Origin of the sequence: Exiguobacterium sp. s146, assembly GCF_018618415.1 — a bacterium.
Classification (GTDB): Bacteria; Bacillota; Bacilli; order Exiguobacteriales; family Exiguobacteriaceae; genus Exiguobacterium.
In genome coordinates, this window is the sequence record NZ_JACSMA010000001.1 from 527,224 (window position 1) to 544,789 (window position 17,566).

Annotated in this window: 18 protein-coding genes; 14 read left to right on the forward strand and 4 right to left on the reverse strand. The window is 54.7% G+C overall.

Annotated elements, in window-relative coordinates; genetic code table 11:
* Nucleotides 1-24 precede the first annotated feature (24 nt).
* Entirely contained in the window at nucleotides 25-840 is an 816-nt protein-coding gene (locus KNP83_RS02755; protein WP_214760329.1) for a ZIP family metal transporter, read from the forward strand.
* 48 nt (nucleotides 841-888) lie between these two features.
* On the opposite strand, the gene KNP83_RS02760 is transcribed toward KNP83_RS02755, so the two are convergent.
* Complete coding sequence (locus tag KNP83_RS02760; RefSeq protein WP_214760331.1) at nucleotides 889-1,257, reverse strand: iron chaperone; 369 nt, start codon at nucleotides 1,255-1,257, stop codon at nucleotides 889-891.
* 55 nt (nucleotides 1,258-1,312) lie between these two features.
* Complete coding sequence (pruA, locus tag KNP83_RS02765; RefSeq protein ID WP_214760334.1) at nucleotides 1,313-2,857, reverse strand: L-glutamate gamma-semialdehyde dehydrogenase; 1,545 nt, start codon at nucleotides 2,855-2,857, stop codon at nucleotides 1,313-1,315.
* Nucleotides 2,858-3,028: 171 nt separating this feature from the next.
* On the opposite strand from pruA, the gene KNP83_RS02770 reads away from it, so the two are divergent.
* From KNP83_RS02770 to KNP83_RS02780, 3 genes are all read left to right on the forward strand, one after another.
* Nucleotides 3,029-3,844 carry a nuclear transport factor 2 family protein gene (locus KNP83_RS02770; RefSeq protein ID WP_214760336.1) on the forward strand — a complete coding sequence of 272 codons (816 nt, stop codon included), beginning with the start codon at nucleotides 3,029-3,031 and terminating at the stop codon, nucleotides 3,842-3,844.
* 12 nt (nucleotides 3,845-3,856) lie between these two features.
* Nucleotides 3,857-4,294, forward strand: coding sequence for a thioredoxin-dependent thiol peroxidase (bcp, locus tag KNP83_RS02775; RefSeq protein ID WP_214760338.1), 438 nt, complete (start codon nucleotides 3,857-3,859; stop codon nucleotides 4,292-4,294).
* Nucleotides 4,295-4,525: 231 nt separating this feature from the next.
* Nucleotides 4,526-5,902 carry an alanine/glycine:cation symporter family protein gene (locus tag KNP83_RS02780; RefSeq protein ID WP_214760339.1) on the forward strand — a complete coding sequence of 459 codons (1,377 nt, stop codon included), beginning with the start codon at nucleotides 4,526-4,528 and terminating at the stop codon, nucleotides 5,900-5,902.
* 39 nt (nucleotides 5,903-5,941) lie between these two features.
* On the opposite strand, the gene KNP83_RS02785 is transcribed toward KNP83_RS02780, so the two are convergent.
* Nucleotides 5,942-7,645, reverse strand: coding sequence for a methyl-accepting chemotaxis protein (locus KNP83_RS02785; RefSeq protein ID WP_214760341.1), 1,704 nt, complete (start codon nucleotides 7,643-7,645; stop codon nucleotides 5,942-5,944).
* 217 nt (nucleotides 7,646-7,862) lie between these two features.
* Here KNP83_RS02785 and gatC point away from each other — a divergent pair, with 217 nt between their 5' ends.
* The 6 genes from gatC to KNP83_RS02815 all read left to right on the forward strand — a co-directional run bounded on the left by gatC (nucleotide 7,863) and on the right by KNP83_RS02815 (nucleotide 14,221).
* Nucleotides 7,863-8,153: an Asp-tRNA(Asn)/Glu-tRNA(Gln) amidotransferase subunit GatC gene (gene gatC, locus KNP83_RS02790; protein WP_021066487.1), complete on the forward strand. Its 291-nt coding sequence runs from the start codon at nucleotides 7,863-7,865 to the stop codon at nucleotides 8,151-8,153.
* An 11-nt stretch (nucleotides 8,154-8,164) separates the two neighbouring features.
* Nucleotides 8,165-9,607, forward strand: a complete 1,443-nt coding sequence (gene gatA / locus KNP83_RS02795) for an Asp-tRNA(Asn)/Glu-tRNA(Gln) amidotransferase subunit GatA (RefSeq protein ID WP_214760343.1) — start codon at nucleotides 8,165-8,167, stop codon at nucleotides 9,605-9,607.
* A 12-nt stretch (nucleotides 9,608-9,619) separates the two neighbouring features.
* Complete coding sequence (gene gatB, locus KNP83_RS02800) at nucleotides 9,620-11,050, forward strand: Asp-tRNA(Asn)/Glu-tRNA(Gln) amidotransferase subunit GatB (RefSeq protein WP_214760345.1); 1,431 nt, start codon at nucleotides 9,620-9,622, stop codon at nucleotides 11,048-11,050.
* Nucleotides 11,051-11,111: 61 nt separating this feature from the next.
* Nucleotides 11,112-12,113, forward strand: a complete 1,002-nt coding sequence (locus KNP83_RS02805; RefSeq protein ID WP_214760348.1) for a diacylglycerol kinase — start codon at nucleotides 11,112-11,114, stop codon at nucleotides 12,111-12,113.
* Nucleotides 12,114-12,209: 96 nt separating this feature from the next.
* Nucleotides 12,210-13,571 (forward strand): 23S rRNA (uracil(1939)-C(5))-methyltransferase RlmD, encoded by a 1,362-nt coding sequence (gene rlmD, locus KNP83_RS02810; RefSeq protein WP_214760350.1) that lies wholly within the window; start codon nucleotides 12,210-12,212, stop codon nucleotides 13,569-13,571.
* Between the two features lie 77 nt (nucleotides 13,572-13,648).
* Nucleotides 13,649-14,221 (forward strand): dihydrofolate reductase family protein, encoded by a 573-nt coding sequence (locus tag KNP83_RS02815; protein WP_214760352.1) that lies wholly within the window; start codon nucleotides 13,649-13,651, stop codon nucleotides 14,219-14,221.
* A 65-nt stretch (nucleotides 14,222-14,286) separates the two neighbouring features.
* Here KNP83_RS02815 and KNP83_RS02820 read toward each other — a convergent pair whose 3' ends face one another.
* Nucleotides 14,287-14,841, reverse strand: a complete 555-nt coding sequence (locus KNP83_RS02820) for an AAA family ATPase (protein ID WP_214760354.1) — start codon at nucleotides 14,839-14,841, stop codon at nucleotides 14,287-14,289.
* Between the two features lie 138 nt (nucleotides 14,842-14,979).
* Here KNP83_RS02820 and KNP83_RS02825 point away from each other — a divergent pair, with 138 nt between their 5' ends.
* The 4 genes from KNP83_RS02825 to KNP83_RS02840 all read left to right on the forward strand — a co-directional run bounded on the left by KNP83_RS02825 (nucleotide 14,980) and on the right by KNP83_RS02840 (nucleotide 17,565).
* Entirely contained in the window at nucleotides 14,980-15,993 is a 1,014-nt protein-coding gene (locus KNP83_RS02825) for a tRNA dihydrouridine synthase (RefSeq protein WP_214760356.1), read from the forward strand.
* A 98-nt stretch (nucleotides 15,994-16,091) separates the two neighbouring features.
* Entirely contained in the window at nucleotides 16,092-16,262 is a 171-nt protein-coding gene (locus KNP83_RS02830) for a hypothetical protein (protein WP_214760358.1), read from the forward strand.
* Between the two features lie 34 nt (nucleotides 16,263-16,296).
* A complete protein-coding gene (locus tag KNP83_RS02835) occupies nucleotides 16,297-16,788 on the forward strand; it encodes a hypothetical protein (protein ID WP_214760361.1) in 492 nt (163 codons plus the stop codon).
* Nucleotides 16,789-16,884: 96 nt separating this feature from the next.
* Nucleotides 16,885-17,565: a response regulator transcription factor gene (locus tag KNP83_RS02840; protein WP_214760363.1), complete on the forward strand. Its 681-nt coding sequence runs from the start codon at nucleotides 16,885-16,887 to the stop codon at nucleotides 17,563-17,565.
* The last annotated feature ends 1 nt before the right edge of the window (nucleotide 17,566 follow it).

Consider the following 17,566-nt stretch of genomic DNA (forward strand, 5'->3'; position numbering starts at 1 on the left):
ATAGGGATGAAGGAGGCGACGGGGATGTGGGAATGGGTAGCTGAGTTGAGCCCGGCCATGCAGGCGCTGCTCGGGACGATGTTCACATGGGGGATGACTGCGCTCGGGGCGACCGTCGTCTTCATGACGAAGTCGATGAACGAGCGGTTGATGGACAGCATGCTCGGGTTTGCCGGCGGCGTCATGATTGCGGCCAGTTTTTGGTCACTGCTCGCCCCGGCGATCGAGATGGCGGAACAAGACGCGATGCCGGCTTGGTTGCCGGCCACGGTCGGTTTTTTAGCAGGCGGTCTGTTTTTGGCGGTCGTCGACAAACTGATTCCGCACGTGCATCCGACGCCTTCGCTAAAAGAAGTCGAGGGCATCCGTCCACAAAAACGGAAACGGAGCACGTTGCTCGTCTTGGCCATCACGTTGCACAATATCCCGGAAGGCCTTGCCGTCGGCGTCGCCTTCGGTGCGGTCGCGGCCGATTTCCCTTCCGCCTCACTGACGGGCGCCATCGCCTTGGCCATCGGGATCGGCATTCAAAACTTTCCGGAAGGGGCGGCCGTCGCACTTCCGCTCAGACGGGACGGATTCTCCCGGCGCAAAAGCTTTTTCTACGGTCAGTTGTCGGGCATGGTCGAACCGATGGCCGCTTTGGTCGGTGTCTGGGCCGTTCTTGTCATGGAGCCGCTGTTGCCGTACGCGCTCAGCTTTGCCGCCGGGGCGATGATTTTCGTCGTCGTCGAAGAGGTCATCCTCGGGTCGCAAGAGAACGGACATAAAGACATGGCGTCGATGGCGCTCATGCTCGGCTTCACGATCATGATGATGTTGGACGTGGCATTAGGATAAGCACAAGCAGGAGCGATGACATGCGCGTCATCGCTCCTACTGTTTAGGTCAACGCCAGAACGACGTGTGACCAGCCTTATCCTCGATGTTGAACGCGATGATGTCACGTAGCAAGTCGTAATCGACGTCTTGGCTCCACTTGATGCGGAACAACTGCTTCGTCTGCGTGTAACCCGACTCCTGGATTCGTTCCTGGAACACCTCGAGCGGGACGGCCTCCGGTGCGACGGCGAAATGCGCTTTGGCCACACTGAACGCGATGATGAACGTGCCGTGGTCGGTGAACATCGGTTGATTCCAGGCGATGCGCTCCTCAAGTTGCGGGAACGTCTTCCGGACCCAAACGAATACGTCGTCGAGCTTGGCCCGTTGTTTAGAGTCGTCAATCGTTGCTAAAAAGTCATCAAACGTTTCCATAGGATTTCCTCCTTTCGTGAAAGAAAACCCGACTCAAAGGAGCCGGGTTGTTCGATTAAAACGTCTCAGACGTCGTTTTCGCTTGCATGTGGAGCTGGATGTAATCCGGTCCGCCTGCTTTCGAGTCTGTACCTGACATGTTGAACCCGCCGAACGGCTGATAGCCGACGATGGCGCCCGTGCAGCCACGGTTGAAGTACAAGTTCCCGACGTGGAAGTTCTGACGCGCGTACTCTTGGTTCGAGCGGTCACGCGTGAGGACGGCACCTGTCAAGCCGTATTCCGTGTTGTTGGCGATGTCGATCGCTTCTTTGAAGTCTTTCGCTTTCGTGAAGGCGACGATCGGTCCAAAGATTTCTTCTTGCATGAGGCGTGCTTTCGGCGCGACGTCAGCGACGACTGTCGGCTCGATGAAGTAGCCAGTCGAGTCGTCCGCTTTCCCGCCGGCCACGATTTTGCCTTCTTCTTTAGCGACGTCGAAGTACGACGTGATCTTCTTGAATGCGGCCGCGTCGATGACCGGTCCCATGAAGTGTTCGTTTTGTTCCGTGTTGCCGACCGAGAGTTCTTTCGTCAATTCGACGACGCGATCGAGCACCGTGTCATACACGCTGTCGACGATGACGGCACGTGAACAAGCCGAACATTTTTGGCCTGAGAAGCCGAACGCCGATTTGACGATCGATTGGGCCGCGAGTTCGAGGTCCGCTGATTCGTCGACGACGATTGTATCTTTTCCACCCATCTCGGCGATGACGCGTTTGAGCCAGATTTGGCCGTCGTTCAATTTCGAGGCGCGTTCGTTGATGCGGAGACCGACATCACGTGAACCTGTGAAGCTGATGAAGCGCGTCTTCGGATGGTCGACGAGATAGTCACCGACTTCAGCGCCTGGTCCTGGGATGAAGTTGAGGACGCCTTTCGGAAGGCCTGCCTCTTCCATGACCTCGACGAATTTCGCAGCGACGATCGGTGTCGTCGATGCTGGTTTCAAGAGAATCGTGTTCCCGGCAACGATAGCTGCGACGGCCGTCCCTGCCATGATTGCGAACGGGAAGTTCCAAGGGCTGATGACGATCCCGACCCCGAGTGGGATGTAGTCATAGCGGTTGTATTCGCCCGGACGGCTCTCGACTTTTTTTCCTGGTTTGAGCTCGAGCATTTGACGTGCATAGTACTCCATGAAGTCGATGGCTTCCGCTGTATCCGCGTCCGCTTCGTTCCATGGCTTGCCCGCTTCTTTGACGAGGTAAGCCGAGAACTCGTGCTTGCGTTTGCGAACGATATTCGCCGCCTTGAACAAGACGTCGGCACGGACAGCTGGGTCGACATGGCGCCATGAGTCAAACGCTGTGAGCGCTTCTTGCATCGCACGCTCCGCGAGCTCTTGGTTCGCTTTCGAGACGTGACCGATGACTTCTTCTTTATTGGCCGGGTTGTAAGACGTGATTTTGCCTTCCGTCGTAACTTTCTCCCCACCGATTACGAGCGGATAGTCTTTTCCGAGCTCACCGTTGACTTTCTCGATTGCCGCTTGGATTGCTGCGGCGTTCTCTTTGTTCGTAAAGTCTGTGAATGGTTCATGTTTGTATGGAATCATTCTCGTTCCCCCTTAAAAGTGTTCGTATATTGAAGCGCTTACGTCTGTATTGTATCGAAAATCGAAGTGAAATCCTAGTGAAACAATTTTCCAGAAAAGCGTGTCGTTTTCGCTCGAAATCGAGTCGTGGTAGGATGAGGGTACAGGACGACTTGCGAAGGGAATGATTGAATGAACAAGTGGATGATGCCGCTCGCGCTGACCGTGTTGCTCGCGGGTTGCGGGACGGCCGACGAAACGCCGACGGAAGAGGCCACTGAAGAGACGAAAGCACCGCTGCCGGAAGCGGTCGAGACCTTGTATACGTCGTACCAACAAGCGCTCGAGAACGGAGATGCGGCGGCCCTCGCCGAGATCGACTATGCGGGCGAGTTGACGGATATCCCGGCGACCGGTGCCGAGATGCGTGACCTGACACCGGGTGACATGTACGAGAGCTGGGTGAACGAGGACGGAGACGTCGCGTTCATCGTCCACGAGATGGAGGACGCGGACGGCAACGAACTGCCGAACCGACTCTCGAAAGTCGCTATCAAAGACGGGGAGGACTGGAAACTCGTCGTCACTCCGGCGTTGCTCCCGGCCGACGTGATCGGGGAGGTCGGCGATATGTTGACCGGAATCGAGGCGAACGAGTACGGGGTGAACCCGGAAGCGAACGCCCGTCTCGCCGAAGTGCCGGAAGACGAGGCTGGTCCGATTTACGATCAAGTGAACGCCCAGACCGACTACGTCGCGCTCGAGGCCGACAATAACGTCTTCTTGCTCATGGCCGAGACGCTCACCGTGCCGGAGAACCAAGACACGATGGCCGAATACTTCGAGGCGTATCGGACGTGGTATACCGACAACGAGGCGGCGCTTCAAAAGGCCGCCGCGACCGAGGACCCGGTCGAGTACCTTGAGGCGCTCGAACCGCTCAAACAAAAATTGGAACAAGCGATCGACGGTTATGACGAGAACCTCGTCGACCCGTCGTTCGGATAAGGAGGAAACGACATGTTAGCACCGACATTCACATTACCGAACCAAAATGGGGACATGATCTCACTCGAGGACTATCGTGGTCAGAAAGTCGTCCTCTACTTTTACCCGAAGGACGCGACGCCGGGCTGTACGACCGAGGCGTGCGACTTCCGGGACGCGACACCACGATTGAACGGGGCCGTCGTCCTCGGCATCTCGGCCGACAGCCAGAAGAAGCATCAAAACTTTATCGCCAAACACGAGCTCCCGTTCGATTTGCTCGTCGACGATACGCATGAAGTGTCGGAGCTGTACGGCGTCTGGCAATTGAAAAAGAATTACGGCAAAGAGTACTACGGCATCGTCCGTTCGACGTTCCTCATCAACGAGGACGGCTATATCGAACAGGAATGGCGCAGTGTGAAAGTGAACGGGCACGTCGACGAGGTCGTCGCGGCGCTCGCAACATGAAACGAGACGGCTCCCAACCCGGGGGCCGTTTTTTTGTGCGCCTCGCATTACATTTTTATTTCAAATACTAAAATGGAATTCAAGTCGTTTCAATACGTAAGAGAGGTATATTACAAAAGTATTACGCGAATACCAGATGCTTGATGGCCTTGTCAACTTGACGAAGTTGAGAATGTTCTGAAAAATATGAAGGAACGGTGAACACGAGATATACATAGGGGGCAGAGTAGCATGGAAAAGTTTGAAGCAGTCCTGACGAGTTTATCGAACCTCGTCTGGGGGCCACACTTATTGATTCTATTGATTGGGACGGGCGTCTATTTGACGTTCCGGCTCGGCTTTATCCAAGTGACCCGGCTCGGCTTCGGGTTGAAGGAAGCGTTACTCCCAAAACAGAAAACGGGAGCGGAAGCGGAGAAACAGAAAAAACAACGCGGGGACATCTCGCACTTCCAAGCGCTTATGACGGCGCTCGCGGCCACGGTCGGTACCGGGAACATGGTCGGCGTCGCGACGGCGGTCGTCCTTGGGGGACCGGGCGCCATCGTCTGGATGTGGCTCTCCGGTTTCATCGGGATGGCGACGAAGTACGCCGAGGCGATTCTCGCCGTCAAATATCGTGTCGTCGATGAGCGGGGCGAGATTGCCGGCGGACCGATGTATTACTTGGAGCACGGCTTGAAGAAGAAATGGCTCGGCATGACGTTCGCCTTGTTCGCAGCGATTGCCGCGTTCGGCATCGGTAACGGTGTCCAGACGAACTCGATCAGTATGGCACTCAACACGTCGTTCGGGGTACCGATGCTCGTGACGGGCATCGTGCTCATGGTGCTGACAGGGTTCGTCATCCTCGGTGGCGTCAAATCGATCGGGAAAGTCGTCGGTGTGTTCGTGCCGGTCATGATTATCGGGTATGTCGGGGGCGGGCTCGTCATCCTCGTCATGAATTTCGAGTTGATTCCGTCGGCATTCGCGACGATCTTCTCGAGTACGTTCAGCGCGGAAGCCATCGGCGGTGGGGCGCTCGGTGCCGCCATCCGTTACGGGGTCGCCCGCGGTGTGTTCTCGAACGAGGCCGGCCTCGGGTCGGCACCAATCGCAGCCGCCGCTGCGAAGACAGATTTCCCGGGACGGCAAGCGCTCGTCTCAATGACGCAAGTGTTGATTGATACGCTCATCGTCTGTTCAATCACTGGATTGACGATCGTCATGAGCGGTCAGTACACGAGCGGCCTTCAAGGCATCGAGCTGACGCAAGCGTCATTCGCGTACTTCCTCGGTCCAATCGGGGAATTGATCGTCACGATTTCACTCGTCTTCTTCGCCTTCTCGACGGTCATCGGCTGGTGTTATTACGGGGAACGGTCGGTCTATTACTTGCTCGGGGAGAAAGCCATCGTCCCGTATCGGATGATGTACATCGTCGTCGCCGGACTCGGCGCGATGACGACGAACTTGAACTTGATTTGGGCCATCTCGGACGTCTTCAACGGACTGATGGCGATTCCGAACTTGATTGGTCTCTTGTTCTTGTCGGGTGTCGTCGTCGCCGAGACGAAGCGTTTCGAGATCGAACGGAAAAAAGAATTGCGGCAATCGGCCGCTTAATCAAAAAGAAGCGTCCTCTCGCAAGGGCGCTTCTTTTTCTTATACTTTGAATTGACCGATCAACTCGTTCAACTCATCCATTTTCTGTTGCGATATCTCGGTGACACGGTTCAACTCGCTGAAGCGGTCGACGGACATCGTCACTTTCTCGGCGATTTCTTGTGTCCCGAGCGCACCGTTGTTGACGGTGACGGCCACGTCTTGAATGACCCCGATCATGTTCGACGTCAACTGTTCGAGTTCGACGGCGGCCTCGGCGAATTCAGACGCGGTCGCTTCGAACCGGCCGGCGTCTTCGCTGTAATGTTCGGCCGCTTCCTCAAGCTGATCATAGTCTTTCAAAACGTTCGTATCGAGGAAATGGAGCATCTCGCTCGACGTGTCGTTCAAATGGTCGACGGAGTGGAGCACGGTCGTCGAGATGGCTTGAATCCGTTCGACGGTCGTCCGGCTCGTCTCGGCCAGTTTCCGAATCTCATCGGCGACGACGGCGAACCCGCGTCCCGCCTCACCGGCCCGTGCGGCTTCAATCGAGGCGTTCAAGGACAGAAGGTTCGTCTGCGCGGCGATGTCTAAAATATCGTTCGTGAGCGTGGCGATTTCCCGGACTGCTTTAGCGTCTTGCATCGCCTTCTCCAAGTTGACGCGCGTCGAGGAGAGGACGTGGAGCGCCGACGCTTTCGCTTCGACGGCATGGTCGCGCAGGGCGACGGCGCGGGCGTCGACTTGTTCGGCCTCGGTTTTGCGCTCGGCGGCCATCGTGACGATATGATGGAGCGTGCGTTCCATGTCGGACGCCGACGCGTTCATCTCTTGGGCGCTCGCGGCCGTCTGTTGCATCCCGGCCGTCAAATCCTCGGTCGTGGCGGCCGTCGTCGTCATGTACGTGTCGAGTTCTTTTAACTCGTCATACATGTGGGCCGACTGTTCGGTCACGCCGTGTGACACGCCGTTCACTTGCAAAATCAACTGGCGAAGGTTGGCGATGAATTGGTTGAAGTCGCGGGCGAGTCCCGAAAACTCATCGCGGCGCTTCACCGGGATCGCTGTCGTCAAATCGCCTTGGCTCGTGGCCAACTCTCGCATCTTCGTCTTGAATTCTTTGAGTGGCTCGAAGATGGAACGGAAGATGAACACCATCATGAGCACGGTGAAGATGACGGCCGCGACCATGATGACGAGGAGGGTCAATTGGACTTGACCGAACAACGCCTCACTCGCTTCCGTATCAGACCGAATCTCATCCCGGTTCAAGTTGACGAGCAGGCCGAGCGTGTTCGAGAGGGCGTCGGCACTCGGTGTCGCCGTATCTCGGATGTAGGCGTCAGCCGCGGCAGAACCTTCCTCGGTCGAGATGCGAACGAGTTCCTCGATGTTCGTTTTAAAGGATGTCCATTGAGACGTCGCCTGGTCGAACAGTTCCTGGTCGGTCTGGTTGATGATGGTCGACTCGTAGCCGCTCATCTGTTGCTCCAAAATCGTGACGCCGGTCTCGATGCTGAGCTCGACGTTTTGCTTCGTCACCTCGTCCTCGACCAAAGCGTGGCGCATCATCTGCTGACGAATCTCAAGCAGTTGTTTGTCGACTTGATGAATTTGATCCATTCCCGGTACCCACGAGACGTTCATATCTTGCTGGGCGGCCTTGGACGCATTCAACGCATAGAACGAGTAGCCGCTCACCCCGAGCAACAACACGAGCAAGACGGTGAAGGCGACGATCAGTTTGTTACGGATTGACATAGGAATCCCCCTCGAAAGAATGATGCTTCTTTCTAAGCATAATGAGATTGGGGGACGGACCGAATAGGCGTTTTTGGAAACGAGTCAATAGTGTGGGCGGATTCCCTAACTTTTCAAAAAAACGTTCATCCTTGGCGAGATGGGATTTTCTTTTTTGTCTTATAAAAAAGTGGTATGATAATGGACGATGTATTGAAAACTGTTGGAGGTGGAACCTTTGGCTCGAATCACAGAAGCTGAAGTTCGGCACGTCGCCGGACTCGCCCGACTTGCGATCACAGAAGATGAAGTGACGCACTTCACGGAGCAATTGACAAAAATCCTCGAGTTCGCCGAGCAACTCGATGAACTCGATACGACGGGCGTCATCCCGACGACCCATGCCCTAGATTTGAAAAACGTACTACGCAAAGACGAGGTTCGTCCTTCACTTCCACGCGAGGAAGTCGAACGGATGGCACCTGATTGGGAGAACGGCCAAGTCCGTGTCCCAGCGGTCTTTGAATAAGGAGGCCCTTCATGAGTTTATTTGATCACGGTGTAGCGAAGCTACATACGCTTATAAAAGAAGGCGAAGTCACGGTATCCGACCTCGTCAAAGAATCATTTGACCGCATCGAGGCGACCGACGACAAAATCGGTGCCTTCTTGACGCTCAACGAAGACGCGTTCGAACAGGCGAAACGGATGGACGAGCTCGCCAAGACCTCGGACAACCCGCTCTTCGGTTTACCGATCGGCGTCAAAGACAACATCGTCACGAAAGGGACACGCACGACGTGTGCCTCGAAGTTCCTTGAGAACTTCGTCCCGGCCCATGACGCGACGGTCGTCGAGCGTCTCCATGACGCTGGTGCCGTTACAATCGGGAAGTTGAACATGGATGAGTTCGCGATGGGTTCATCGAACGAGAACTCGGCGTTCAAAGTCGTCCGTAATCCGTGGGACCCGACGCGCGTACCAGGTGGTTCGTCGGGGGGTTCAGCGGCGACGGTCGCAGCTGGGCAAGTGCTCTTCAGCCTCGGCTCGGATACGGGTGGATCGATTCGTCAACCGGCAGCCTATTGTGGCGTCGTCGGGATGAAACCGACGTACGGCCTCGTCTCACGGTACGGCCTCGTCGCATTCGCCTCATCGCTCGACCAAATCGGCCCGCTCACGCGTACGGTCGAAGATAACGCCTACTTGTTGAACGCCATCGCGGGTCACTGCGACATGGACTCAACATCGGCGACGGTCGACGTACCGGACTATACGAAATCGCTAACCGGCGACATTAAAGGCATGAAGCTCGCACTTCCGAAAGAGTTCATGGCCGAAGGCGTGTCGGACGGTGTCCGTAAACAGATTGAAGAAGCGGTCGAGACGCTCAAATCACTCGGGGCGACGGTCGAGACCGTCTCGCTCCCGACGGTGAAATACGCGCTCCCGACGTACTACTTGCTCGCCTCATCTGAAGCGTCTTCGAACCTCGCCCGGTTTGACGGCATCCGTTACGGACGTCGTGCTGAAGCTGACGCGCTCGAAGAAGTGTTCACTTACTCGCGCGAACAAGGTTTCGGGGAAGAAGTGAAACGCCGCATCATGCTCGGGACATACGCACTCAGCTCGGGTTATTACGATGCGTTCTACAAGAAATCGCAACAGGTCCGCACACTCATGAAGCAAGACTTCGCGAACGTGTTCGCCGACTACGACGCCATCATCGGACCGACTGCGCCGACGGTCGCGTTCAAACTCGGTGACCAGCTCGAAGATCCGCTCACGATGTATGCCAACGATATTATGACGATTCCGGTCAACTTGGCGGGCATCCCGGCCATCTCGGTACCGGCTGGCTTGTCAGAAGGCCTCCCGGTCGGTTTACAGATCATCGGGAACCATTTCAGTGAACCAACACTCTACCGCGTGGCCCATGCTTTTGAACAAGCAAACGGCGGTTTCAAGATGCCACAGCTCTAAGGAGGACGTACGATGAACTTTGAAACGATCATCGGGATCGAGGTGCACGCCGAGCTGAGCACGAAGTCGAAGATTTGGTGTGGCTGCTCGCGCACATACGGTGCCGAAACGAATACACAGACGTGTCCGATTTGTCTCGGACACCCGGGCGTCTTGCCTAAATTGAACGAAGAGGCGGTCAACCTCGCCATCAAGGCCGCGATGGCACTCAATTGCGAAATCGCGACCGACACGAAATTCGACCGCAAGAACTATTTCTATCCGGATACGCCGAAAGCGTACCAAATCTCGCAGTTCGACCAGCCGATCGGCTTCAACGGTCACGTCGACGTCGAAGTCGACGGCGAGATGAAACGCTTCCGCATCGAGCGCGTCCACCTCGAGGAAGACGCCGGGAAGATGAACCACACGGGCGAGAAGCACTCGGTCGTCGACTTCAACCGGACCGGGTCACCCCTCATCGAGATCGTCAGTGAGGCTGACATGCGTTCACCGAAAGACGCCGTCGCCTATCTTGAGCGCTTGAAAGAAGTGCTCTCGTTCGCTGGCGTCTCGGACGTCAAGATGGAAGAAGGGTCGCTTCGTTGCGACTGTAACATCTCGGTCCGTCCGTTCGGTCAAGAGCCGTTCGGCACGAAGACAGAGCTCAAAAACTTGAACTCGTTCTCGAACGTCTTGAAGGCGCTCGAGTATGAGGAAGACCGTCACCGCAAACTGCTCATCACGGGCGGCGTCATGCGTCAAGAGACGCTCCGTTTTGACGAGGCGGCGAAGAAGACGATCCTCATGCGTGTCAAAGAAGGAGCGGCCGATTACCGCTACTTCCCAGAGCCGGACCTTGTCCGTCTCGAAATCGATGAGGAATGGAAAGAACGCATCCGCGCCACGCTTCCGGAACTTCCGGTCGCACGTCGCGAACGCTATATGAACAATTACGGTCTGTCGGCGTATGACGCCAAGGCGCTCACAGCGACGCGGGAGTTCTCGGACTTCTTCGAAGCGACGACGGCGGCCGGTGCCGAACCGAAAGCGGCCGCGAACTGGCTCATGGGCGAAGTGCTCGGTCACTTGAACAAATCGGCCGATACGATCGAGACGATGAAATTGACGCCGAGTTCGCTCGCGGAGTTGATTCGTTTGATTGGAGAAGGTACAATTTCTTCGAAGATCGCCAAACGCGTGTTCACAGCCATGATCGAAGAAAGTGCCGAACCAAAGGCGTACGTCGAAGCGAACGGTCTCGCCCAAATCTCGGACGAGAACTTGCTCCGCGGCTACATCCTCGACTTGTTCGAAGCGCATCCGCAGATGATTGAAGACTTTAAGAACGGGAAAGACCGTGCCAAAGGCTTTATCATTGGGCAGATCATGAAGCAGACGAAAGGGATGGCGAACCCGGCACTCCTCGATGGCTTGTTCCACGAAGAGATCGCCAAACGCTAAACAAGCGGCGAGGCACTTGTGTCTCGCTTTTCGCTCGATTTGAGCATGGGGAGAGAATAGTATGCAACGAAAACGCGCACGGGTCATCTATAACCCGACATCTGGAAAAGAAGTGATCAAACGGGAACTCCCGTACATTTTGAACCGCCTCGAGGATGCGGGTTATGAGACGTCGACGTACGCGACGAAAGCGATCGGCGACGCGACGCTCGAGGCCGTTCGGGCCGCAGAGGCCGACTTCGACTTGATTATCGCGGCCGGTGGGGACGGGACGCTGAACGAGGTCATCTCGGGACTCGCCCCGCTCGACACGCGTCCGACAATCGGGCTCATCCCGGTCGGCACGACGAACGACTTCGCCCGGGCGATGCGGATTCCGCTCAACGTCGTCGGTGCCCTCGACGTCATCTGTGACGGCTTCGAGATGCCGGTCGACCTCGGGGAGATTGAAGGGGAAAAGGGAGACATCCACTACTTCATCAATATCGCCGGGGGTGGCATCATGACGGAGCTGTCGTATGAGGTCCCGTCGAAACTGAAGACGGCGCTCGGACAGCTCGCCTATTACGTCAAAGGGATGGAGAAGTTGCCGCTCATCAAGCCGACGTATATCGAGCTCGAGCATGACGAAGGGACGTTCAGCGGCGAGGTCATGATTTTCCTTACATCGAACTCGAACTCGGTCGGTGGCTTTGAGAAGATTTCCCCGCACGCCTCGCTGAACGATGGTCTATTCGACTTGTTCATCTTGCGCAAGTGTAACTTGTTCGAGTTCATCCACGTCGTCCGTTTGTTGCTCCGTGGTGAGCATTTGTCGAGCCCGCTCGTCGAGCACGTCAAGACGGGACGCGTCAAGATGAAGACGACGACGGAACGGATGAGCCTCAACATCGACGGCGAGTACGGCGGCGAATGCACAGGCGAGATGCGGAACTTGTTCCGTCACTTGACGGTGCTCGCTCCGAACGCGCGCATCCGTGAGATGGAAGATTTGAACGCCCAGTATGAACGCGAACAGATGATTAAACAGCTGTTCAACGTGTCAAACGAGAAAGCAGAATAACACGGCTCGGCGTGGCGCACACGCCGAGCTTTTCGTTCGCTTGGAACGGGTATGAACCAATACACACTATTTTTTGAATCGGGAAAGGAGAGACTCATGTTACCAGTCCAAAAAAATGACCGTCTCGACGTCCACATCCACGACCTCACCCACGAAGGCGCGGGCGTGGCACGCGTCGACGGTTATACGTTGTTCGTCCCGAACGCGCTCCCGGGAGAGACCGTGGAGATTGTCGTGACGAAGACGAATAAACAGTACGGGTTCGCCCGCTTGATTGATGTGAAACAAGCGAGCGCGGACCGCGTCGAGCCACCGTGCCCGATTTTCTATCAGTGCGGGGGCTGTCAGCTCCAACACTTCAGCTATGACGGCCAACTCCGCCAAAAACGGGACCGCGTTGTCGATGCATTGAAGCGACTCGGCCAGTTCGACGTGCCCGTCCACGAGACGATTGGCATGCCGGAACCATGGCGTTACCGCAACAAGGCGCAAGTGCCGTTCAAAGACGAGGCCGGTCGCCTCGTCGCCGGTTTCTATCGCCCACGTTCGCACGATATCGTCGAGATGAAAGAATGTCTCATCCAAGACGAGCGCAACGATGAGGCCGTCCAAGTCGTCCGCGACGTGCTTGCGGCGCACGGTGTGCCGGCGTACGATGAGAAGACAGGGCGCGGCGTCATCCGCCACGTCATGGCCCGTTACGGATACCATTCGGGTGAATTGATGATTGTCCTCATCACGAAGACGACGAAAATCAAAGGTGTGAACGAGATCGTCGCCGACATTTTGAAGCGTCTGCCCGATGTGACATCGATTATGCAAAACGTCAACCCGGACAAGACGAACGTCATCTTAGGGTCGACGAACAAATTGTTATATGGTCATGAGACGATTGAGGATAAAATCGGTGGACTGACGTTCACGATCTCCCCGCACTCGTTCTTCCAGGTCAACCCGGTCCAGACGGAGAAGCTTTACGGCAAGGCGCTCGAATACGCGCAACTCACCGGGACGGAGCAAGTCGTCGATGCTTATTGCGGCATCGGGACGATCAGTCTGTTCCTCGCCCGGAAAGCGGCGCACGTATACGGCGTCGAAGTCGTGCCGGAAGCGATTGAGGACGCGAAACAGAACGCGCTCGTCAATGAGATCGACAACGTGACGTACGCGTGTGGCGCAGCGGAAGATGTATTGCCGCAGTGGAAGAAAGACGGGATTAACCCGGACGTCATCGTCGTCGACCCGCCGCGCAAAGGCTGTGCCGAGTCGTTCCTCGAGACGATGGTCGAGATGGCACCGAAGCGAATCGTCTACGTGTCGTGCAATGTCGCAACGCAGGCGCGCGATATGCGCTATCTCGCCGACCGGGGTTACCGCCTCGTCGAAGTGACACCGGTCGACATGTTCCCGCATACGGCGCATGTGGAGACGGTGGCGTGGCTAGAAAAAATGGAATAAGATGAATGCAGATAGACCTTCGATTTTGTTTGAAATCGGAGGTTTTTTGTTTAGTCGTGTCATAAGGGGTGGTGAAGATGAGAAAAATCATTGTACTTGAACATGTATCCTTGGATGGTGTGATTCAGTCACCAGGTGGGAAAGACGAAGACGTAAGCGAAGGTTTTACGCACGGCGGATGGACAGGACCGTTTGCGAGTCATGAGTTGGGTCGCCTGATTCGGACACAAATGCACAGCGACTTTGCATTGCTACTTGGGAGAAAGACGTATGTACAATGGGGAGACTATTGGCCCCAACACGCGGATATTTGGCCGGAAGCACAAATTGCGACAAAGTATGTAGCGTCACAAACGTTGCATGATAGCATATGGGAGCCGACCGTCTTTTTGATGGACCCCATCAAACAGTTAAAGTTATTGAAGTTAGAGTCAGGGCCCGATTTTCATGTCTGGGGAAGCAGTGATTTGGGCCATGCCTTGTTTCAAAACGACCTCGTCGATGAATGTTGGTTGATTATCTATCCAATCGTCATAGGGTCAGGGAAGCGCTTGTTTCCGAATGGGGGAATCAATCCAATCACTTTTATATCACTTGAGCATCATCTGATGCCAAACGGAGTTGTAGTCTCTCATTATTATAAGAAGTAATGACACATTGCGGTTTAAGTAGTCCCTGAAGATATAGACCTCACTCATTATTCGACGGGCGTGATTTAGAACGAGCGAAGGACGGAACGACGCTTCGTCGCTTTGAGCGTCAAGCCGCTACGCTTCGCGATTTCCTCGACGACTTGTTCGACTGTAAGGTGATCGGTCTCGATTTTGTCATGGGTGATGTCGTGTTGAAAGGCGCGGAGACAACGGTCGATTTGGGCCTTGCCCCATGAGTTGAACCATTCGAAGCGTCTATTTAACCGTTTGTTGAGCGTGTTCTTGTTGGCATGGAGAATATAATGGTCGACACGAATCCCGTCGTGGCGCAACGTGCCAATCATTTCATCATAATAAGTGCGGTCTACAATCGTCATCGGGACGACAACCACACCATCGTATGAACGAGTAATCTTCTTCAACATCTCAACATTGAACGCCCGCCATTCCGGATGTTGTTGGAAGTCGGGCAGCTGCATGTTATTTGGCAGATTGTCGCGAATGAAGAAGCCGGCTTGTTCCGGATCGTACAGATAAGCGTTCGTCAGGCGTTGTTGCAATTGTTTGGCGGCTGTCGTCTTGCCTGAGCCGAATGCGCCGTTAATCCAAATAATCATATGAATTCTCCTCAAACATAATAGCGTTTTTTATCTATTGTACCCTATCATTTAGGTGAAACAGTTGATACATTCCCCGGTCCATAATAGAATGGATAAAGTGATTTTGTTGGATTGATTACGAAAGGGAATGATTTTATGAAAGAAAACTTCTGGCGCGATCTTCCGCGTCCATTCTTTATACTTGCCCCGATGGAAGACGTCACCGACGTCGTCTTCCGTCACGTCGTCGCCCATGCGGGGCGGCCTGACGTGTTCTTCACCGAGTTCGCCAACTCGGACAGCTACTGCCATCCGGAAGGGAAAGGCAGCCTGCGTGGCCGCTTGACGTTCACAGAGGACGAACAGCCGATGGTCGCCCATATTTGGGGCGACAACCCGGACTACTTCCGCGAGATGAGCATCGGCATGGCCGAGATGGGTTATAAGGGCCTCGACATCAACATGGGTTGCCCGGTACCGAACGTGGCCAAGCGCGGAAAAGGGAGCGGACTCATCCTCCGTCCTGACGTCGCAGCGGAACTCATTCAAGCGGCGAAAGCCGGCGGCATCCCGGTCAGCGTCAAGACGCGTCTCGGCTTCGCGAAGCTCGACGAGTGGCGCGACTGGTTGACGCATCTCTTGAAACAAGACATCGCCAACTTGTCGATTCACTTGCGTACGCGCAACGAGATGAGTAAAGTCGATGCGCATTGGGAGATGATCCCGGACATCGTCAAACTGCGCGATGAGATTGCACCGGACACGCTCATCACGATCAACGGGGACATCCTCGACCGTCAAATGGGATTAGAACTCGTCGAGAAGTATGGCGTCGACGGCGTCATGATTGGCCGCGGGATTTTCAAGAACCCATTCGCGTTCGAGAAAGAGCCGCGTGAGCACTCGATGGAAGAACACCTCGACTTGCTCCGTCTTCAACTCGACCTGCAAGACAAGTTCCAAGAAGACGTGCCGCGTTCAATCTCGAACTTGCATCGCTTCTTCAAGATTTACGTGAAAGGCTTCCGTGGGGCGAGCGACCTCCGTGTGAAGCTCATGGACACGAAATCGACAGACGAAGTGCGGGCGCACCTCGATGCGTTCGTCGAGAACTACCATAAGGAGAAGCGGCGCTCGCCGAGGCGGCGTCGACAGTCGAATAAGCTTTGAAGGGATTCAGCAGATGTTGGGTCCCTTTTTTTATGCGGTGGTAAGGAATTGAAACGTTTGGTTAACTTGGTTCGTATGAAGGGATGGGAGGGATGAACATGAACGAGTGGCGTGAATCAGCAGTCGGTCTAGGCCTTGTGTTTGGAACGACTGGCGGGCTGATCATCTCTTTATTATTCGATGTTCCGTCCATGTATGGGATTGTAATCGGTTCGATTATCGGGTATTGGATTGGACTGATGATTTCCATCCGTGCGATGAAGCGATGACGACCCATTGATCAAAACAGGAGGAGGTTTTTAAATGAGTGAATTCCAATTTATAACGAGCGACCATCCATTAAAAGAAGTCGAAAATCCATATATCGAGTTCTTATCCATCAACGAGGCCATCAAAAAAGGTGTCATCTTGCCTGAAATGCTCACAGACGATGAGGACCTCGACCGTGACGAAAAAATTTTGATGAACGTCGAGTCAGAAGAACACCTCGATGAGATTGAAATCAAGCGCGACCTGTATTATGAACAAGAAAATGTCGAGTCGTATTCTTCAAAACCACATATCGTAGAATTGCGTTGGCGTTATACGGATGCGAGAGCTGAACAGCTAGTTGAGTATATCGTCGATCATCTCGAGACAGCGGATGAGGTTGAGATTTGGAAAGTATGGGTCGATGAACAGACGGAACCGAGCATCAAGACGATTACGCGCGACGAGTTGACGATTGATTCGCTACGATTTTTAGGCGACGTCGGATTCGAACGACCGGAGTGCCTTCGGGTGACAAAAGCATAATCTGACCGAACGAGATTTTTCGTTCGGTTTTTTGTTATGTCTCCTCACTTGAAAAAGACTGCTATATTATGAGAAGAAGAGTCAGGAGGGAATACCATGCATATTCTAATCGTTGAAGACGACCGGACAATCGCTTCCGGTCTACAATATTCGCTCGAGCAAGAACAATTTACGACGACGTTGTGCCACAACGTGGCCGATGCGACACGTTTGATTGAACAACAGTTACATTCGATTGACCTGTGCCTGTTCGATTTGTCTTTGCCGGACGGGAGCGGCTATGACTTATGTCGGCTTGTGAAGCAAAAACAGGACATACCTGTCATCTTTTTGACAGCGTTCGATGATGAAGTGAACGTCGTCATGGGACTCGATATGGGGGCGGACGACTACATCACGAAACCGTTCCGGGTCCGTGAACTGATCTCACGGATTCACTCGGTGTTGCGGCGCTACCATAAACAGGCGAGCTCGCCAATTCTGACGATCGGGTCGGTCGAAATCAACACGCAAGACGCGAAAGTCAACAAGAATGGAAGCGAGATTTTGTTGACGGCGCTTGAGTATCGTTTACTGCTCATCTTCGGAAAACATACGGGCCAAGTGTTGTCACGGGCCCAGCTGCTCGACCAGATTTGGGACGTGGGCGGGGACTTCGTGAATGACAATACGTTGACCGTCTATATCAAACGGTTACGTGAGAAACTCGAGGATGACCCGCAGCGGCCGACGTTGATTAAGACGGTTCGCGGTATCGGCTACAAGGTGGAACGCTGAC